The organism is Micromonospora sp. NBC_00821 (assembly GCF_036347035.1).
Classification (GTDB): Bacteria; Actinomycetota; Actinomycetes; order Mycobacteriales; family Micromonosporaceae; genus Micromonospora; species Micromonospora hortensis.
In genome coordinates this window covers 4155725-4171939 of record NZ_CP108880.1, presented here as the reverse complement: position 1 = coordinate 4171939, position 16215 = coordinate 4155725, and the positions used below count along the sequence as shown (strand labels likewise).

12 protein-coding genes are annotated in these 16215 nt (G+C 72.1%); 2 read left to right on the top strand and 10 right to left on the bottom strand.

All coding sequences use genetic code 11. The features are described 5' to 3' along the window. Positions 1-43 precede the first annotated feature (43 nt). Genes OHB44_RS19210 through OHB44_RS19165 form a run of 10 tightly spaced genes read right to left on the bottom strand, consistent with a single transcriptional unit; the run spans position 44 to position 12278 of the window. Positions 44-2068 carry a hypothetical protein gene (locus tag OHB44_RS19210; RefSeq protein WP_330437757.1) on the bottom strand — a complete coding sequence of 675 codons (2025 nt, stop codon included), beginning with the start codon at positions 2066-2068 and terminating at the stop codon, positions 44-46. Then, positions 2068-3267 carry a glycosyltransferase family 4 protein gene (locus OHB44_RS19205; RefSeq protein ID WP_330437756.1) on the bottom strand — a complete coding sequence of 400 codons (1200 nt, stop codon included), beginning with the start codon at positions 3265-3267 and terminating at the stop codon, positions 2068-2070. The genes OHB44_RS19210 and OHB44_RS19205 overlap by 1 nt, the downstream gene beginning before the upstream one ends. Beyond that, the gene (locus OHB44_RS19200) at positions 3267-4214 is read right to left on the bottom strand and encodes a glycosyltransferase family 2 protein (RefSeq protein WP_238682441.1); all 948 of its coding nucleotides are present in this window, start codon (positions 4212-4214) and stop codon (positions 3267-3269) included. Before OHB44_RS19200 ends, OHB44_RS19205 begins: the two co-directional genes overlap by 1 nt. Beyond that, positions 4211-5527: an O-antigen ligase family protein gene (locus OHB44_RS19195; RefSeq protein WP_330437755.1), complete on the bottom strand. Its 1317-nt coding sequence runs from the start codon at positions 5525-5527 to the stop codon at positions 4211-4213. Before OHB44_RS19195 ends, OHB44_RS19200 begins: the two co-directional genes overlap by 4 nt. Then, complete coding sequence (locus OHB44_RS19190; RefSeq protein WP_330437754.1) at positions 5524-6687, bottom strand: glycosyltransferase; 1164 nt, start codon at positions 6685-6687, stop codon at positions 5524-5526. The genes OHB44_RS19195 and OHB44_RS19190 overlap by 4 nt, the downstream gene beginning before the upstream one ends. Continuing rightward, on the bottom strand, positions 6680-7987 hold the full coding sequence (locus tag OHB44_RS19185) for a glycosyltransferase family 2 protein (protein ID WP_238682438.1): 1308 nt from the start codon (positions 7985-7987) through the stop codon (positions 6680-6682). The genes OHB44_RS19190 and OHB44_RS19185 overlap by 8 nt, the downstream gene beginning before the upstream one ends. Then, entirely contained in the window at positions 7987-8838 is an 852-nt protein-coding gene (locus tag OHB44_RS19180) for a class I SAM-dependent methyltransferase (RefSeq protein WP_238682437.1), read from the bottom strand. Before OHB44_RS19180 ends, OHB44_RS19185 begins: the two co-directional genes overlap by 1 nt. Next, positions 8838-9686 (bottom strand): class I SAM-dependent methyltransferase, encoded by an 849-nt coding sequence (locus OHB44_RS19175; protein WP_330437753.1) that lies wholly within the window; start codon positions 9684-9686, stop codon positions 8838-8840. The genes OHB44_RS19180 and OHB44_RS19175 overlap by 1 nt, the downstream gene beginning before the upstream one ends. Beyond that, positions 9683-11248 (bottom strand): lipopolysaccharide biosynthesis protein, encoded by a 1566-nt coding sequence (locus OHB44_RS19170; protein ID WP_330437752.1) that lies wholly within the window; start codon positions 11246-11248, stop codon positions 9683-9685. Before OHB44_RS19170 ends, OHB44_RS19175 begins: the two co-directional genes overlap by 4 nt. Then, positions 11241-12278, bottom strand: a complete 1038-nt coding sequence (locus tag OHB44_RS19165) for a sugar transferase (RefSeq protein WP_330437751.1) — start codon at positions 12276-12278, stop codon at positions 11241-11243. The genes OHB44_RS19170 and OHB44_RS19165 overlap by 8 nt, the downstream gene beginning before the upstream one ends. 293 nt (positions 12279-12571) lie before the next feature. Between OHB44_RS19165 and OHB44_RS19160 the strand changes: the two genes are divergently transcribed. Both OHB44_RS19160 and OHB44_RS19155 read left to right on the top strand, forming a co-directional pair. Then, positions 12572-13624, top strand: a complete 1053-nt coding sequence (locus tag OHB44_RS19160; RefSeq protein WP_266302282.1) for a GDP-mannose 4,6-dehydratase — start codon at positions 12572-12574, stop codon at positions 13622-13624. A gap of 124 nt (positions 13625-13748) precedes the next feature. Next, positions 13749-16136 (top strand): galactose-binding domain-containing protein, encoded by a 2388-nt coding sequence (locus tag OHB44_RS19155; protein WP_330437750.1) that lies wholly within the window; start codon positions 13749-13751, stop codon positions 16134-16136. The last annotated feature ends 79 nt before the right edge of the window (positions 16137-16215 follow it).

Below are 16215 nucleotides of genomic sequence, written 5' to 3'. Positions count from 1 at the left end.
CCGCCTGTCGTGGGCGGGCCGCCGACCGTCGCTCCGTCCGTCGTCAGCCCCGGCGTTCGGCGTCGCCGACGGCTACCGCCCGTCGCAGCACGATGGGCCCGGTGGAGGGGTGTTCCGCACTCGGCCGCCCGGCGGTCAGCAACTCCTGCCCGAAGACCGGCCAGTGGTCCGTCAGGTGGGCAACCGGGGTGTCCGGGGAAGGCTCCGGTGGCGCCGCCTCCGCCACCGGCGACCGCCAGACCGTCTCGGGTCGGGCCAACGGTCGGCCGAGAACAGCCGCCACGGCGGGACCGCCGCCCCAGGCCGGAGCCGCGGGCTCGGGCTGGGCGGTGCGCGTCGGCACCTGCTCGGGCTGGTCCGGGACATCGGTCACCACCGGATTCGGCTGGGTGATGGCATCCTCGATCCGGGTCGGTCCGGCCGGCGGCTCCGTGGACGCCACGCTGCCGTACGCGGTGCGCCCGGCCGTCGTGCTCTCGACCGGCTGACGCTCGGCCGTCGCGCTCTCGGCCGTCGCACTGCCGACCGGCTTGCGGTCGACGGGCTTGCGGTCGACCGTCGTGCCCTCGACCGTCCTACCCTCGACGGTCCTGCCGGCCGGGGCCGACTCACCCGAGCTCTGTCGGCGGTGCCGTCCGGGTGGTCCGGACTTGTCCTCGACCAGGGCGCTGACCAGCTCACGGATGACCGCGCCCTGGGCGCCCGCCTTCGTCGCCGGCAGCGCCAGGGCATCCTGGGTCGCGCCCGGCACCAGGGCCGGTTGCTCGCTGCTCGGCCGGTGGTCAGTGCGGGGCACCGCCCCGATCACCACGACACCGGCCAGCGGCAGCCCGAGCTGTTGCACGAGCCGGGCCGCCCGGGTGCTGTCGTCCAGGTTCGTCCTGCCGGCGCGGACGACAAGCAGCACGCCGTCCGCGTGCTGGGCGAACGCCGAGATCTCCCGTCCGGCCAGGATCGGCGGCGCGTGGACGATCACACAGTCCTCGTCCTCGCCCAGCACGTTGAGCAGCCCGCCCAGCTCGTGCAGGGCCTCCGTGTCGGCGCCCTCGCGAGGCTCGGCCGGCAGCACGGTCAGGGTGGGGAAGTCGACCAGGCGCACCGGCGGGCACTTCTGGGCCAGCACCTGCTGCCAGGTGTGCGGCGCCTCCGGGAAGTGGCCCGACAGCACCGGGTCCCGTACCGCCCCGTCCACCAGTGTGGCCCGACAGTGTTCGTCGGCCATGCCGAGACCGAGCAGGGCGGTCACCAACGCCTTGCCGTCGTCGTCGTGTGCGCTGGTGACCAGGATTCGCCGGCGGGGCAGGGGAGCGGTGAGCACACTCAGCGTCGAGATCGTGGCACGTACCGCGTCGGCGACGTTGGTGCGGCCGTACAACGCGGCGGCGTGATGGCGGGCGAAGCGGCGCGGCAGCTTCGGCAACACCCCGATCACCGGCAGGCCCAGGCGTGCCTCGATCTGGCCGATGTCGCGCAGCCGGCTGTCGAACCGGTCGCGCAGGATGGTCGCGCCCCAACCGGCCAGCAGCCCGGCCAGGGCCCCGAGCACGCCGTTGAGCAGCGGCTTCGGGAAGGCCGGCCGGGCCGGCGGGCTGGCGGTGTCGAGAACCCGCGCGTTGATGCTCGTGGAACCGCCCATGTCCAGCCGGCCCAACTGCTGACTGACGGCGCGGGAAGCGGCGTTCGCGATCGCGGCGGCCTGCGTACCGGTGCTGGCGCTCGCGTGCACGGTGATGATCTGGAGGCCGAGTTCGTACTCGCCGCTGACGTGACCGAGCACCGCCCGCTCGGGCAGCTGCAGCGAACGCGCCGCCTCCAGCGCGACCTCCCGCGACCCGACCAGTCGGGCGATGGTGGGCGTGAGGTTCTGGGCGAGGGCCAGATCGGCAGGTCTGTCCTCGTCGGTCTGCTCGGCGCTGACCAGCACGGAGGCTTCCGCCTCGTAACGCGCCGGGAGGAACTGTGTCACTCCCTGCGCGGCGGCCAGGCCCGCGCACAGGCCGAGCAGCGGTACGCCCACCCGGCGCCAGGAGGCACCGAGCAGACCTTTGACATCTATCGACGCGCTCATCAGGCGATCGCCTCTCTGGTTGGGTGCCCGGCCTCGGCGGGCGATGTGCGGAGGGACCGGGCCGGGGACCGCAGCCCGCGCCAGGTCGTGCAGAGGGTCTCGGCGATCCGGTCCCAGCCGAACTCGGCGCCGGCACGGGCCAACCCCCTGTTGGCCAACTGCCCGGCGAGCGCCGGGTCGTCGCGCAGCCGCGCGAGGCGGGCGGCGAGCGCGGTGACGTCGCCGGCCGGAAAGACGAGACCGGCGTCGCCCACCACGTAGGGGATTTCGCCGACGTCGCTGCCCACCACGGGTACGCCACACGCCATCGCCTCGACCAGCACCCGGCCGAACTGCTCGCGCAGCGGGATGCCGATCCACGGCAGGGTGTTGCGCTGCACCACCTCGACCGACGGCATCGCCAACACGTCCATGTCGTTGAGCAGCGTGGGCAGTTCGGCGTGCCCGGCCCAGCCGTGCCGGTGCACCCGGCCCGGTCGGCGCGCGGCGGCCCGCTCGATCTCGGCGCTGAGGCTGCCGTCACCGACCAGCGACACGTCGCAGTCGATCAGCTCGGCGGCGCGCAACAGGTCGACCACGCCCTTGTGCGGCTCGAGCCGTCCGACGAACCCGACGGTGAACGGGCGCGCGGCCGGATCGGTGGGCAGTGGTTGGAACGTCCGGGTGTCCACGCCGAGCGGCACGATGGTGGCCGGGCCCCGGTAGCCCTTGATCCGCAGAACGTTCAGCGCCGCGGGTGTGATCGGGAAGGCGTGGTCGACGGACAGGTAGGACTGTCGCTCGATCCGGGGGAACGGCACCGGAAAGCGGGTGACCACGTTCTGCGCGGCGTACAACGTGGTGGGCACCCCGGCCCAGCAGCGTTGACGCAGCCGCAGCGCCTGCCAGGTGGTGAGGTACGCGGCCTCGCCGATGACGTGCAGGATGTCCGGGCGGGCGGTGGTCACGTCGTGCTGGCCGGGCAACCGGAACAGCACCGAGGCCATGTGCCCGGTCAACGACTCGCCGAGCAGGTGCGGAACGACGTGGTACCGCAGCCGGTGGTGTCGACGGGCCAGCCGGGCCAATTCGCGGCGGGTCCCCGGGGACACGTCCGCGGCGAGCACGGTGAGGGTGACGTCCGGCTGTTCGCACAGAACGTCGAACAGGTCCGTCCAGTGTTCGGTGCGCTTGCCGACGACAGTTGTCAGGACGTGCATCACGCTCCTCCTCTCGTTTCAGGTCGGGTGACCGCGATCCGGCCGACGCGGGTCCAGGCCCGCAGCCGGGCCTTCCCGGCCCGGGGTTGCACTGGCATTCGCGCCCCGGCCAGTCCGATACCGATCAGTGCGCGCAGGAGCACCACGCCGCGTACCGCGCGCAGGGTGCCGGCGCGGTGGCGGGCGAAGAACCGCAGCATGCTGCGGTACAGGTGAGGCCAGATCCAGGCCGGGTCGGAGCTGCTCGCCCCGCCGGTGTGCACGGCGGTCACCGAGGGCACGTACAGCACCTCGGCGCCGCGCCGGGCCGCCTGGAGGCACAGCTCCTCGTCCTCGTAGTACAGGAAGTAGCCCTCGTCGAGGCCGCCGATCGCCACGAACAGCTCGCGGCGCACCGCCAGGCAGGCACCGGAGAGCCAGTCCACTGCCACCGGCTGCGCCCCGCGCACACAGGCGTCGTACGCGGCCCGGCGCTGCCGGCCGCTGAGCAGCCGTCGTAGCGACACCGGCACCAGCGACCCACCGAACCGGCTGGCCAGCACCGTGCCGAGGGATTCGAACCGGTGGGCGCTGATCGCGACCCGGCCGTGCGCGTCGGTGAGCCGTGGCCCCGCGATGCCCACCGACGGTCGGTCGCGCAGCACCCGGACCAGTTCCGCCACCGCGCCGGGGGTGACCACGCAGTCCGGGTTGACCAGGAGCACGACGTCGGTGTCGACCCCGGCCGCGGCCCGGTTCACGGCGGTGGCGAATCCGGTGTTGGTGGGGCTGGCGAGGACCGTCACCTCCGGGAACCGGCTTCGGACGAGGTCGACGGTGCCGTCGGTGGAGGCGTTGTCCACCAACCGCACCGGCACCCGCGCCTGCCGCAGCGCGGTCAGGGCGGCGACGATCTGTCCCGCCGAGTTGTGGGTGACCACCACTGCGGTGGCGTCGGCCGCGCTCATGCCGCCACACCCGTTCGGGTCAGGGCGCCGCGCAGCAGCGGTGGCCGGGCGGGTCGCCGTAGCCGCGCCCCCTCGTGGTGTGCCGTGAGGAGGGTCAGCGCCGGCAGCAGGCCCAGCTCCCAGTGCCCGTCGGTGGGCGCCGCGAAGAGGGCGGCGGCCAGGAAACCGCAGGACAACGCCGCGAACGGCAGCGTGATCCCGTCCCGACTGCGCAGGCCGACGCGGATGCTGCGCAGGATCGGCCAGAGGACCAGCAGGAGCCCGACCAGCCCGAGGTTGGCAAGGACTGTGACGTAGAAGGCGTGGTACACCGGCCCGACGTCGGTGAAGGTGAAGCCGGACAGGTAGATGTCCGGCGTGGTCTGTCCGAGGCCGGCCCCGACCAGCGGCTGGTCGGCGAAGACGCCCAGACCCACCTCGGACTCCACCCCCCGGTAACCGGCGGACTGCTGGAACCCCTTGGTGATCTCCGTGGCCCGCTCCCGTACCCCTGGCTGCAGGGCGAGGATCGCGGCGACAGCGACCGCCGTGGCGGCGGTGGCGGCCAGGCCGGTCCGGACCGTGCGGCCGCCGCGGACCAGCATGATCAGCCCGGTCAGCGCCGCGGCGAGCCAGATCCCCCGGTACGACGCGAGGAGCACGTCGACGGCGAAGAAGCCGCCGAGCAGGAGGGCGCCGGCCCGACGCCAACCCCGCACCCGACCGGCGATCCAGATCAGCGCGGGGATGGCCATGAGGGTGATGAGCCCGCCGTGCCGCCCCGGTGCCGCCACCGAAATGGCGGTGAAGACCCCCGCCAGCACCACGTACAGGATGCCGGCGGCCAGGATCCGACGCGGCGTGGTGAGGGTGTGGGTGGCGACGAAGAAGTACACCGGGATCGTGGCCACCTGGTACGCGGCGACCAGCACCTCCGCCGGGAGGTTGCCGACGGCCAGGCCGTAGGTGGCCGCCACGACTGTCAACCCGACCAGGACCAGCATTCCCACGTCGGCGGCGGTGCGCCGGATGCCCCGCTCCGCCCCGAGCCAGTGGCGGGCGGCCAGCGCGGCGCCGCCGGCGGCCAACAGCAGCACCTTCACCGCGATGTAACCGCGCACGTCGCCGCCGCTGAGCAGGGCACCGACAACGGCGCCGCCGATGATGCCAACCGGCAGGACGGCCCAGGGCCAGAGCAGGAACGCGCCGAAACACAGCACTCCGATGGCGGCGGCCAGGCCGACCGGCCCGGGCAGCAGGGTCACCACTGTCACCACACCGCCCAGCGCGGCGCCGGCGAGCACCACACCGGGCGCGACGATCGGCACTCTCATCGCGGCAACCCCGCCAACAGGGAACGCAGCTGGACGCCCCGTGCCGACCAGCTGTTGCGGGCGGCGACCTCCCGGCGTCGGGCGGCGTCGTCGGGCGCGTCGGCGCGGTCCAGCGCGTCGGCCAGCGCCGCGGCGAAGCTCGCCGGGTCGGCGGCGAGGGCGATGGTGTCGCCCAGTGCCTGCAGCGCCGGCAGCGGCGTCGCGACGACGGGTTTACCGAGGGCCAGATACTCGAAGCACTTCTTCGGGTGCACGTAGTCGATCAGCCCGCCCACCCGGTAGGGGATGATGGTGACGTCGCAGGCCCGCAGGATGCCTGGCACGTCTGCGAAGCGGACGGCGTCGACAAGCACCACGTTGGACAGTCCGGCGAGCGGGGCACGGCCGGCCCGGGTGGACGGACCGATCAACACGAACGTCCACTCCGGATGGGCGCGCGCCACAGTGGCGACCAGGTCCGCGTCGAAGGCCCGGGTGTCGACCGCCCCGCTGTAGCCGATCAGTGGTCGGCGCAGGCTGAGCAGCCAGGGCGCGACCGGGCCGTCCGGCGAGAAGCGGTGCGGGTCGCATCCGTTGGCCAGCACCACCGGTGCCGGGTCGGAGGCGGGCATCCGGTCGGGTAGCGCGGTGGAGGAGGCGAGGACGAGGTCGGCGGCGCCGACGGCGGAGCGCAGCGCGCGGCGCAGGTGCCAACGGTTCCAGGGCCGGGTGAACGTCCAGTCCAGGTCGGTGGCGTCGTAGACGACGGCGGACGCGCCCAGCCGGGCGGCCACCGGCGCGGCCAGGTCCTCGTCCAGCCAGAGCAGTCGTACGGATGCCGCCCGCCGCTGGAACCAGCGGCGCAGCACCCGCGCGGCGAGCCAGCGGTTGACCCGGTTGACCGGGGGCAGGTGCCGGCCGAACGGCAGCAGCGTCGGCGCGGCGCACTGCCACAGACCGTCGGCCACCTGCCGAACCTGGACCCGCCAGCGCGGGAGGTGCCCGGCCGGGTCGACGAAGAGCACCCGGTGGTCGACGGTCAGCTCGCGGGCCAGCGCGTGTTGCCGGTGGGCGCCGTTCTCCCACGGTGTGCCGCTGAAGATGACCACCCAGTCGCTGTCGTCGGCGGGCGTCACGACCGCTGCGGCCGCCGGTTGCAGGGTGGTGGTGTGCTCAGCCACGGCCCGACCGTTCCATCGGACGTGGCGCTCCGGCGGGTAGCAACTCGTCCTCGCCGAGGCGGCCGAGCACCGGGCGGGCGCGCTCGTCGTCGAGTCGCAGCAGGCGGGCGCCGGCGTGTCGGTCCAGCCAGCCACGCAGCGCACCGGCCGCGATCCGCCGGTTGATCCAGTTGACAAGCGGCACCGCACCACCCAGCGGTAGCGCTGTCGGCGCGACGGCGTGCCAGGCCGCCGAACCGATCGGGGTCACCTCGCACCGCCAGCGCGGCCGACGTCCCGGCGGGTCGACGAAGAGCAGCCGTTGCCCGGGCGCCAACTGCCCCAGCACCGTCGAATGCCCGTCGACGGACCAGCGGGTCCGGCTGAACAGCACCACCCAGTCGCGGGTGTCACCGTCGGGCAGCGGGCCGACGTCGCCGCGCAGCGCGGCGAGCAGGTCGCCCAGGCCCAGCTGTACGGACCGACCGAAGAGCCGCTTGACCAGGTGATCGGCGATCAGCGCGGCCCGGAACACCGGCAACCGGTACCGGGGCTGGGTCAGCCGCAGATACCCGACCAGGCTGCCCAGCAGGTGTCGGAAGCGGATGGTCGGCCCGAGCAGCCGACAGGACGCGCCCCGGCTGTGCGTCACCACGGCGTCCGGGAGCATCCACAGCTGGTGCCCGGCCTGGTCGAGCTGCCGCGCGAGGACCGCGTCGTTCCAGTAGACGGGGAACGTCTCGTCGAAGATGGTCTGCTGTCCGAGCACCGCGCGGCGCAGCAGCATGCAGCTGCCCGAGGCGAGTTGCCGGGGCCGGCTGAAGTCCTCGCCGCGCATCTGGAACCGGTGCAGCGCCTGGCGGAACCCGGGCAGCCGGCGCAGCGCGGTCACCAGCGCGATGGTGGCGGTGAAGCTGGGCTGTTGGACGTAGTGCTGCTGGAAGGTGCCGTCCGGGTTGAGGTACAGCGGGCTGACCCCGGCCACGTCCGGCCGCTCCCGCAGGTGCTCGACCATCCGCGACAGCGCGCCCGGGTGGAACCGGATGTCGCTGTTGAGCAGCAGGATCAACTGCCCGTTCGCCCGGCGGTACGCCTGGTTCACGGCGGCGGCGAACCCGGTGTTGTGGTTGTTGCGGATCAGCCGGACCCGGGGTTGGTCGGCGAGCATGTCCGCCGAGCCGTCGGACGAGCCGTTGTCGACGGCCACCACCTCGTAGTCCAGGTCGGGGTCGACTGTCGACGCCAGCGACTCCAGGCACTGCCGGGTCTGCTCGCGGGTGTTCCAGCTGACCAGCAGCACCGACAGCAGCGGGGTGCCCATCAGGCCACCGCCCGGTCGTCGCGCCGGGCGAAGATCCGCAGCAGGTCGCCGAGTCGCGGGTGCGTCACCCGGGGTGAGCGGCTGGCGGCGACGTCGGCGACCAGCAGATCGCGGGCGTTGCGCAGCCGTGCCGCCGGCTGCCAGTAGAACCGGGAGAAGACCGTGTCGTGGGAGATCACCCGGAACCCGGACTCCACAAGCATCCGACTCAGTGTGTCGGGCGTGAAGTGCCAGCGGTGGTACGCGGGAGCGATGGCGGGCCAGTCGGTGCCGAGTCGGTTGGCGGCGGCGGAGGCGATGTTGGGTACTTCGAGGGCGAGCCAGCCGCCGGGGGTGAGGGCGGTGTGCGCGGCGCGGAGGAAGGCGCGGGGGTCTTCGACGTGTTCGAGGACGTGGAAGGCGCAGACGACGTCGGCGGTGAGTGTGGGTGCGATGGTTTCGAAGTAACCCTGGCGTACGGGCATGTGGAGGTGGTCGCGGGCGAAGCTGGCGGCGGCGTGGCTGACCTCGATGCCGCTGGCGGTGATGCCGGCCTGGTGGGCGGCTTCGAGGAAGTAACCTCCGGCGCAGCCGGCTTCCAGCAGGACTGTGGGGTGGACGCCGGACAGCAGCCAGCGCAACCGGCGGCTCGCTTCGAACCGGCGCTGACCGGCGGAGGCGAAGTAGTCCTGGTAGCCGTCCGTCGTGTAGTAGGCCTCGTCGTACAGCTCCTCCGGGGCCGGGGCGCTGCCAGCGGTCCAGACGAAGCCGCAGTCCGGGCAGCTCCACAGCAGCTCGCCGAGGGTCGGCGAGTGCCCACCGGCGCGGCCGCAGAGCTGGCAGCGGACCAGCTCGATCCCATCGAGTTTCATCAGGTGCTCCGTCCGGTTCGTGGCGCCCGGGCGATCACCCGGAGTAGGTCGCCGAGGCGTGGGTGGGTCAGCCGCGGTGAGCGGAGCCCGAGCACGTCGGCGGGGAGTAGATGTCGTGCGTGCCGCAGTCGGTAGGCGAGCGGCATGTAGTAGCGGAAGACAGTGGTGTCCTGCCGGACCACCTCGAAGCCGAGGTCGGTCACCAGCCGGACCAGGGTGTCGGGGGTGAAGTGCCAGCGGTGGTAGCGCGGTTGCAGGCCCGGCCAGTCGGTGCCGAGTCGGTGGGCGGCGGCGGAGGCGATGTTGGGTACTTCGAGGGCGAGCCAGCCGCCGGGGGTGAGGGCGGTGTGCGCGGCGTGCAGGAAGGCGCGGGGGTCTTCGACGTGTTCGAGGACGTGGAAGGCACAGACGACGTCGGCGGTGAGTGTGGGTGCGATGGTTTCGAAGTGACCCTGGCGTACGGGCATGTGGAGGTGGTCGCGGGCGAAGGCGGCGGCGGCGTGGCTGACCTCGATGCCGCTGGCGATGATCCCGGCGCGGTGGGCGGCTTCGAGGAAGTAGCCCCCGGCGGGACCGGCTTCGAGCAGCACCGTGGGGCGGACTGTGGAGAGCAGCCAGCGCAGCCGCCGCCGTGCCTCGAACCGGCGTGGCGCGGCCCGGAAGTAGTCGTCGTAGCCGCCCTCGGCGAAGTAGTCCTCGTCGTAGCGTCCGTCCTCGGCGGCCTGCTCCTGCGCGGTCCAGCTGAAGCCGCAGCCTTCGCAGCGGCGCAGCAGCCCGCCGAGTCGGGGCAGGTGGGCCTGCCGTGGCCCACACAGCACGCACCGCGCGGTGCGGTGCTCGACGCTCATCGCGGACCGCCAGTGCTCGGCGACAGCACGGCCGTCGGCGCGCGCAGCAGCCGGTGCAGCCGCATCCGGTCGCTCGCGCCCAGGTGTCCGCCGGCGATGAGCAGCGTGCCGGCGACGAGCAGGGTCAGACCCGCCCGGGATGACACCGCGAGGGCGGCGTCGAGTCGTCCCGGGCCGTCCGGCAGGAACTGACTGGCCGCCGCCGCGACCAACCCGGCCGCGACGGCGGCGGCGAGCGGCGGCCAGATCGCCCGCACCAGCGGGGCCAGCGGCCGGGCCGTGGCGGTGTGGAAGTAGACAAGGAAGTACCCGGTGCTGAGCACCACCGCCAGCGCCGTCGACAGGGGTACGCCGAGCGGCCCGCAGAGCAGCAGCATCGGCACGGTGAGGGCCAGATTGAGGACGACGGAGAGCAGCACGTAGCGCGTTTCCAACCCGGGCCTGCCCTCGGCGCGGGCGGCGATCGTCGCCGCCCCGGTGATCAGGTTGAGGGCGTACGCGGGCGCGAGGATCATGATGTTCGCCGCCGCCCAGGGGACCTGGTGGCCCAGCCAGAGCCGGACCAGCGGATCGGCGCTGACCATCAGCGCCGCGGTGGCCGGGGCCAGGAACAGCGCGAGGTACCGGGTGGCGGCCAGGTAGAACCGGTCCAGCCAACCGGTGCCCCGGGAAACCGTGCGGGCGACCGCCGCGGGGAACAGCACGACGAGGGCGAAACCCGGGGGCAGACGGAGCAGGTTGAGCAGGCGACTGCCCAGGTCGAAACCGCCGGCCACGGCGGGGCCGAAGGCGCCACCGAGGACGAGGCGGTCGAGCTCCACGTTGACCATGCCGGCGCCGCTGGAGACCTGCACCCGCAGGCCGTAGCCGCCGATCCGGCGGATGTCGGCCAGGTCCGTTCGACCCCATCGGGGGGACAGGTCCGGGCACTGGCGGTGGGTCGTCGCGGCGAGCAGGAGGGTGCGGATCGCCCCGGTCGCGGCGGCCGAGGCGGCCAACGCCACCAGGCCGCCGCCGAGGCGTACCACCAGGATGGCGAGGGCGGCCGCGAGGATCGCCGTGCCGGCGCTGATCGCGGCGAGCGACCCGTACCGTTGGCCGCCTTCGAGCACGGCCCGCCACGGCAGTTCCACGGCGCCGGCCACCAGGCCGACGACGAGCCACACGGTGGCCTGCCACGCCTCGTCGGCCAGGTCACCGAGGCGTAGCAGCCCGACGAGCCACGGCCAGCCGGCGCCGAGCGCCCCGAGGGTGAGCAAGCCCAGCAGCACTGCCCAGCCCAGCCCCAGCCCGAGCAGCCGACGTACCAGGTCCCGGTCGGCCGCGCTCTCGGCTCGGGCGACCTCGCGGACCAGTGCGGAGCCGAGTCCGAGGTCGATCAGGGCGGCCATCGCCAGCAGACCGGCGAGCACTACCCAGATCCCGAACTCCCGCGGCCCGAGCCGTTGGTAGATGACCGGCACCGAGACCAGCCCGGACACCGCCATGATCACCCGCGCGGCCAGCATGCTGGCCGTGTTGCGGGTGACCCGGGTTTCGACCGCGTGGGCCGCACTAGCCACGGGGGAACCCCCGGAACAGTTCGACCACTGTCAGCAGGAGCAGGGTGAGGTCGACCCGCATGGAGCGGCAGTTGAGGTAGAGCAGGTCACACCGGAGCTTGTCCTCGACGGTGGCCGCGTATCCGCCGGTGAGCTGTGCGATGCCGGTCAGTCCGGGCCGGATCAGGTGCCGCAGGTCGTAGTCGGGCAGCCGGTCGAAGCCGGCGATGAACTCCGGTCGTTCCGGGCGGGGCCCGACGAGGCTCATCTCGCCGCGCAGCACGTTCCAGAGCTGGGGCAACTCGTCCAGCCGGGACCGTCGCAGCCAGCGCCCCAGTCGGGTGATCCGGACGTCGTCCGGCAGGGCCAGGACCGGGCCGGTGGTCTGCTCGGCGCCGACCCGCATGGTCCGGAACTTGACCACCCGGAACAGTCGGCCACCCGTGCCGACGCGTTGCTGGAGGTAGAACGGTGGGCCGGTGAACGACACCACTGCGGCGATCACCGCGATCAACGGAATCACCACGACGGCACTGAGCAGGATCACGCTGAGGTCGAAGAACCGCTTGAGCCGCTCGCCACGGGGTCGGCGGGTGCCGCCCGATCCCAGCCGAATCCACGGCAGCCCACCGAAGCGCGCCATGGCCGGTGCTCGCAGCAGACCGTAGACGGGGCGGGCCAGCACCATGATCTCGACGCCGGCACTCATGCAACTGGTGATGATGCGATCGTCGATGCTCTCCAGGGAGTGCTTGAGCAACAGGAGTCGAGGGCGGACGGTGGCCAGCACCCTGGCGAGTTCCTCGGCGCGGGCCGGCACCGGGAGGCGGACGGCCACGTCGAACTCCTCGTCGAGGCGGTCGGGCGTGGTGGTCGCGTCGTTCGCCTCGAGCACCACCACGCGGGCCCGCCGTCGGTGCTGGTCGGATCGGACCTGCTCCTGATGGGCGAACAACTCCTGAAGCTGGAGCGGGATCTCCGGACGTTCTCGCGGTTCGGACCACGGTGCCTCGGCGAGGTCGTGCGGGGCCGCGCTGTCGTTGCCTGGCATCGGAGCTGAGTCCGCGGTCACGGGTCCCGGGGTCTTTCTCAACGCGCCGACCTCCTCCTCCGTCAGGTGCTTCGAGGGCATGCGGACGAGCAACCCCGGGAGTAAGTTACTAGTCACAAATGCCCCAATAGTCCCGGATGGGTAAAAACAGGACGTCTTGCTTTGAACGTCGCATTTCAGCCCAGACCGTTGGGCGAAACACACCTTTAGTGGGTATTTGGTGGGTTACGGTCGTGCCCGGTCGTCCGGTTGCCGCTGAGGGCCGACAACCCCGTCGTTCCAAGGAGTTCCACATGGACCAGCCAGTTGTTGCCGCCGGTGTCGACCCGCCGACGGACCTGATTCCCGGGCGCGTGCTGGTGACCGGCGGCGCCGGCTTCATCGGCAGCCACGTGGTCGCCCGGCTGATGCTGATGGGCAGCCAGGTCCGGGTGCTCGACAACTTCTCCACCGGCCGGATCGAGAACCTGGCCGACGCCGCGTACGGCGGACTGACCGAGGCCGACGTCGTCTCGGGTGACATCCGTACGCCGGAGGGCGTCGATGTCATCCACCAGTGGCAGCCGGACGTGGTGGTGCACCTCGCCGCGCAGCCGAGCGTTCCCGCGGCCCGGCGGTCACCCCTGTACGACGCCGACGTGAACGTGTTCGGCACCGTCAACGTGCTGGACGCCTGCGCCCGCGGCGGCGTACGGCTGGTGATCAACGCGGCCAGCAGCGCCATCTTCGGCAGCGTCCCCGCCCACGACCTGCCGGTCCGCGAGGACTACCCGATCGCCCCGGTGAGCCCGTACGGCGTCAGCAAGGCCGCCGGCGTGCACTACCTCGACTGGTACGGGCGTCAGCACGGCCTGCCGTACACCTCGATGGTGTTCGGCAACGTCTACGGGCCCCGCCAGGAGGGCAGCGACTGCGGCGTGGTGTCCCTGATGGCCGACGCGCTGCTCGGGGGCCGGCAGGTGGTGATCTACGACGACGGCACGCAGACCCGGGACTTCATCCACGTCAGCGACGTCGCCGAGGCGATCGCCGTCGCCTGCCACCACCCCGGGGTGGGTATGGTCAACATCTCCTCGGGTCGGCAGACAAGCGTCAACGAGGTGTACGACACCGTCCGGGAGGCGTCCGGTGTCGGCAACGCGGCCCGTTACGAGCCGTTGCCCTGGCCCGGCGAGGTGCGCAACATGGCGCTGGACACCAGGAAGGCGCGCGAGTTGCTCGGGTGGTACCCGAAGATCGGCTTCACCGAGGGCGTACGGATGACGGTGCGCGACGCCCGCCGTCGCCAGGCCGGCAGCCAGATCCTGTCCCCGGCGCGGGCGTTGGAGCGCGCCGTCAGCGGCTGAGGCCTCAGCGCGTAATTCCCGTCATCTGATCGGGATTTTCATTGATCAGTCTAACTCTTGCGGGTCGGCATCCACTGCTGCCACGATGGCCGTCAATGCCTTCCGTCCCGAAGGAGTGGTCGTCATGGCGGTCTCCCGCCGCAGGTTCGTCACATCGGTGCTGGCCGGGTCCGCCCTCGCCACCGCCTCCACCACCGAGCTGCTCACCAGCATGTCCAGCCCCGCGCAGGCCGCCAGTCCTCCCGGGGACGTGGTCGGCAAGGTGACGGTCGGCTACCAGGGCTGGTTCAGCGCACCCGGCGACGGGGCGCCGATCGGCGGATGGTGGCACTGGGGCCGCGACCGGTTCCAGCCGCCCTCGCCCGCCAACACCACGATCGTGTCCTGGCCGGACATGCGCGAGTACACCCGCACCTACCCCACCGCCTACCCCAACCTGGGCAACGGCCAGCCGGCCACCCTCTTCTCCTCCTACGACCAGCAGACGGTGGACACCCACTTCCGCTGGATGCAGGAGAACGGCTGCGACACCGCCGCGCTGCAACGGTTCAACCCGATGGGCGACGAGGGCCCCACCCGCGACGCGATGACCCAGAAGGTCCGCTCCGCCGCCGAGCGGCACAACCGCAAGTTCTACATCATGTACGACGTCACCGACTGGCTGACCTTCCAATCGGAGATCAAGACCGACTGGACGACGAAGATGGCCGCGCACACCGCGTCCTCCGCGTACGCCCGACAGAACGGCAAGCCGGTCGTCTGCATCTGGGGCTTCGGCTTCAGCGAGCCCAGCCGACCCTTCACCCCGGGCCCCTGCCTGGAGGTCATCAACTGGTTCAAGGCCCAGGGCTGCTACGTCATCGGTGGCGTACCGACCTGGTGGCGGCAGGGCATCGAGGACTCCCGCCCCGGCTTCCTCGACGTCTACCACGCGTTCCACGCGATCTCGCCCTGGATGGTCTACCGGGCCAGGACCGTGGAGGAGCTGGACTCGTACTACAACAACGTCAACGTCGGCGACATGGCCGACTGCGCGGCGCGCGGCATCGACTACCTGCCCTGCGTGATGCCCGGCGACCTCGCCGGGGGCCACCGCAAGCACGGCGACTTCTACTGGCGGCACATCTACAACATGGTCCGGCTCGGCTCCCAGGGCCTGTACGTGTCCATGTTCGACGAATACAACGAGGGCAACCAGATCGCCAAGACGTCCGAAACCCAGGCCACCACCCCGGCCGGCGCGAACATCCGGGCCCTCGACGAGGACGGCGTCGCCTGCTCCTCCGACTACTACCTGCGGATCACCGCCGACGGCGGCCGGATGCTCAAGGGGCAACTCGCGCTCACCGCCGTACGCCCCACCCCGCCGATGGTCGGCACCCCGCCACCGGTCACCGGCAACCTGGCCGCCGGTCGACAGACCTCGGCGAGCAGCCAGGGCGGCGGGTTCCCGGCGTCGAACGCCGTGGACTCGAACGCCGGCAGCTACTGGGAGAGCGGCGGCGGCTCCTTCCCGCACTGGTGGCAGGTCGACCTCGGCGCCAGCCACCAGGTCAACAAACTCGTGGTGCGGCTGCCCGCCGGCTGGGGCGCGCGCACCCAGACCATCACCGTCCAGGGCAGCGTCGACGGCAACTCCTTCGCCACCATTGCCGGGGCCTCCGCGTTCGCCTTCGACCCTGCCACCGGCAACACCGTCACCCGCACGCTGACGACCACCACGGCCCGCTACGTCCGCCTCAGCATCAGCGCCAACACCGGCTGGCCGGCCGCCCAACTCGCCCAGGTCGAGGTGTACGCCGGCACCACCGTCCCGGACAGCCCGCCGTCCACCCCGAGCGGCCTCACCGTCACCGGCAAGACCTCGACGAGCGTGTCCCTGGCGTGGACGGCCTCCACCGACGACACCGGGGTGACCGGCTACCAGGTACGCCAGGGCGGCACCGTCGTCGCCACCGTCACCGGCACCACGGCGACGGTGAGCGGGCTCAGCCCGTCCACCGCGTACACCTTCACCGTCACCGCCCGCGACGCCGCCGGCAACACCTCCGGCGCGTCCTCGGCGGTCACCGCCACCACGGACGCTGCCGCAAACGCGGACCTCGCCCGGGGCCGACCCACGTCGGAGAGCAGCCACGTCCAGAGTTACGGGTCGGGCAACGTGGTGGACGGTGACGCGAACAGCTACTGGGAGAGCGCCAACAGTGCGTTCCCGCAGTGGGTGCAGGTCGACCTGGGTTCCTCGCGGACCGTTGGGCGGGTGGTGCTGAAGCTGCCGCCGTCGTCGGCTTGGGGCAGCCGGACGCAGACGCTTGCCGTGCAGGGGAGCGCTGATGGGGGGAGCTTCGCGACGCTTGTCGGATCGGCGGGGCGGACGTTCGATCCGGCTACTGGTAATCAGGTGACGTTGACGTTCAGCGCTGCGCAGGCGCGCTACGTTCGGATCACCGTCACCGGCAACACCGGCTGGCCGGCCGGGCAGCTGTCGACGCTGGAGGTCTACGCCAGCTGATCGGGCGTGGGCGGCCGCCGGGGGAGCGGCGGCCGCCCATCTCATCGCACGGGCGCAAGCCGCACATCGCCAAGGCCAA

Excerpts from the sequence above, each read along its gene's own strand:
- OHB44_RS19210 (WP_330437757.1), bottom strand. The coding sequence starts at position 2,068 with ATGAGCGCGTCGATAGATGTCAAAGGTCTGCTCGGTGCCTCCTGGCGC.
- OHB44_RS19205 (WP_330437756.1), bottom strand. The coding sequence starts at position 3,267 with ATGCACGTCCTGACAACTGTCGTCGGCAAGCGCACCGAACACTGGACG.
- OHB44_RS19200 (WP_238682441.1), bottom strand. The coding sequence starts at position 4,214 with ATGAGCGCGGCCGACGCCACCGCAGTGGTGGTCACCCACAACTCGGCG.
- OHB44_RS19195 (WP_330437755.1), bottom strand. The coding sequence starts at position 5,527 with ATGAGAGTGCCGATCGTCGCGCCCGGTGTGGTGCTCGCCGGCGCCGCG.
- OHB44_RS19185 (WP_238682438.1), bottom strand. The coding sequence starts at position 7,987 with ATGGGCACCCCGCTGCTGTCGGTGCTGCTGGTCAGCTGGAACACCCGC.
- OHB44_RS19180 (WP_238682437.1), bottom strand. The coding sequence starts at position 8,838 with ATGAAACTCGATGGGATCGAGCTGGTCCGCTGCCAGCTCTGCGGCCGC.
- OHB44_RS19175 (WP_330437753.1), bottom strand. The coding sequence starts at position 9,686 with ATGAGCGTCGAGCACCGCACCGCGCGGTGCGTGCTGTGTGGGCCACGG.
- OHB44_RS19165 (WP_330437751.1), bottom strand. The coding sequence starts at position 12,278 with ATGCCAGGCAACGACAGCGCGGCCCCGCACGACCTCGCCGAGGCACCG.
- OHB44_RS19160 (WP_266302282.1), top strand. The coding sequence starts at position 12,572 with ATGGACCAGCCAGTTGTTGCCGCCGGTGTCGACCCGCCGACGGACCTG.
- OHB44_RS19155 (WP_330437750.1), top strand. The coding sequence starts at position 13,749 with ATGGCGGTCTCCCGCCGCAGGTTCGTCACATCGGTGCTGGCCGGGTCC.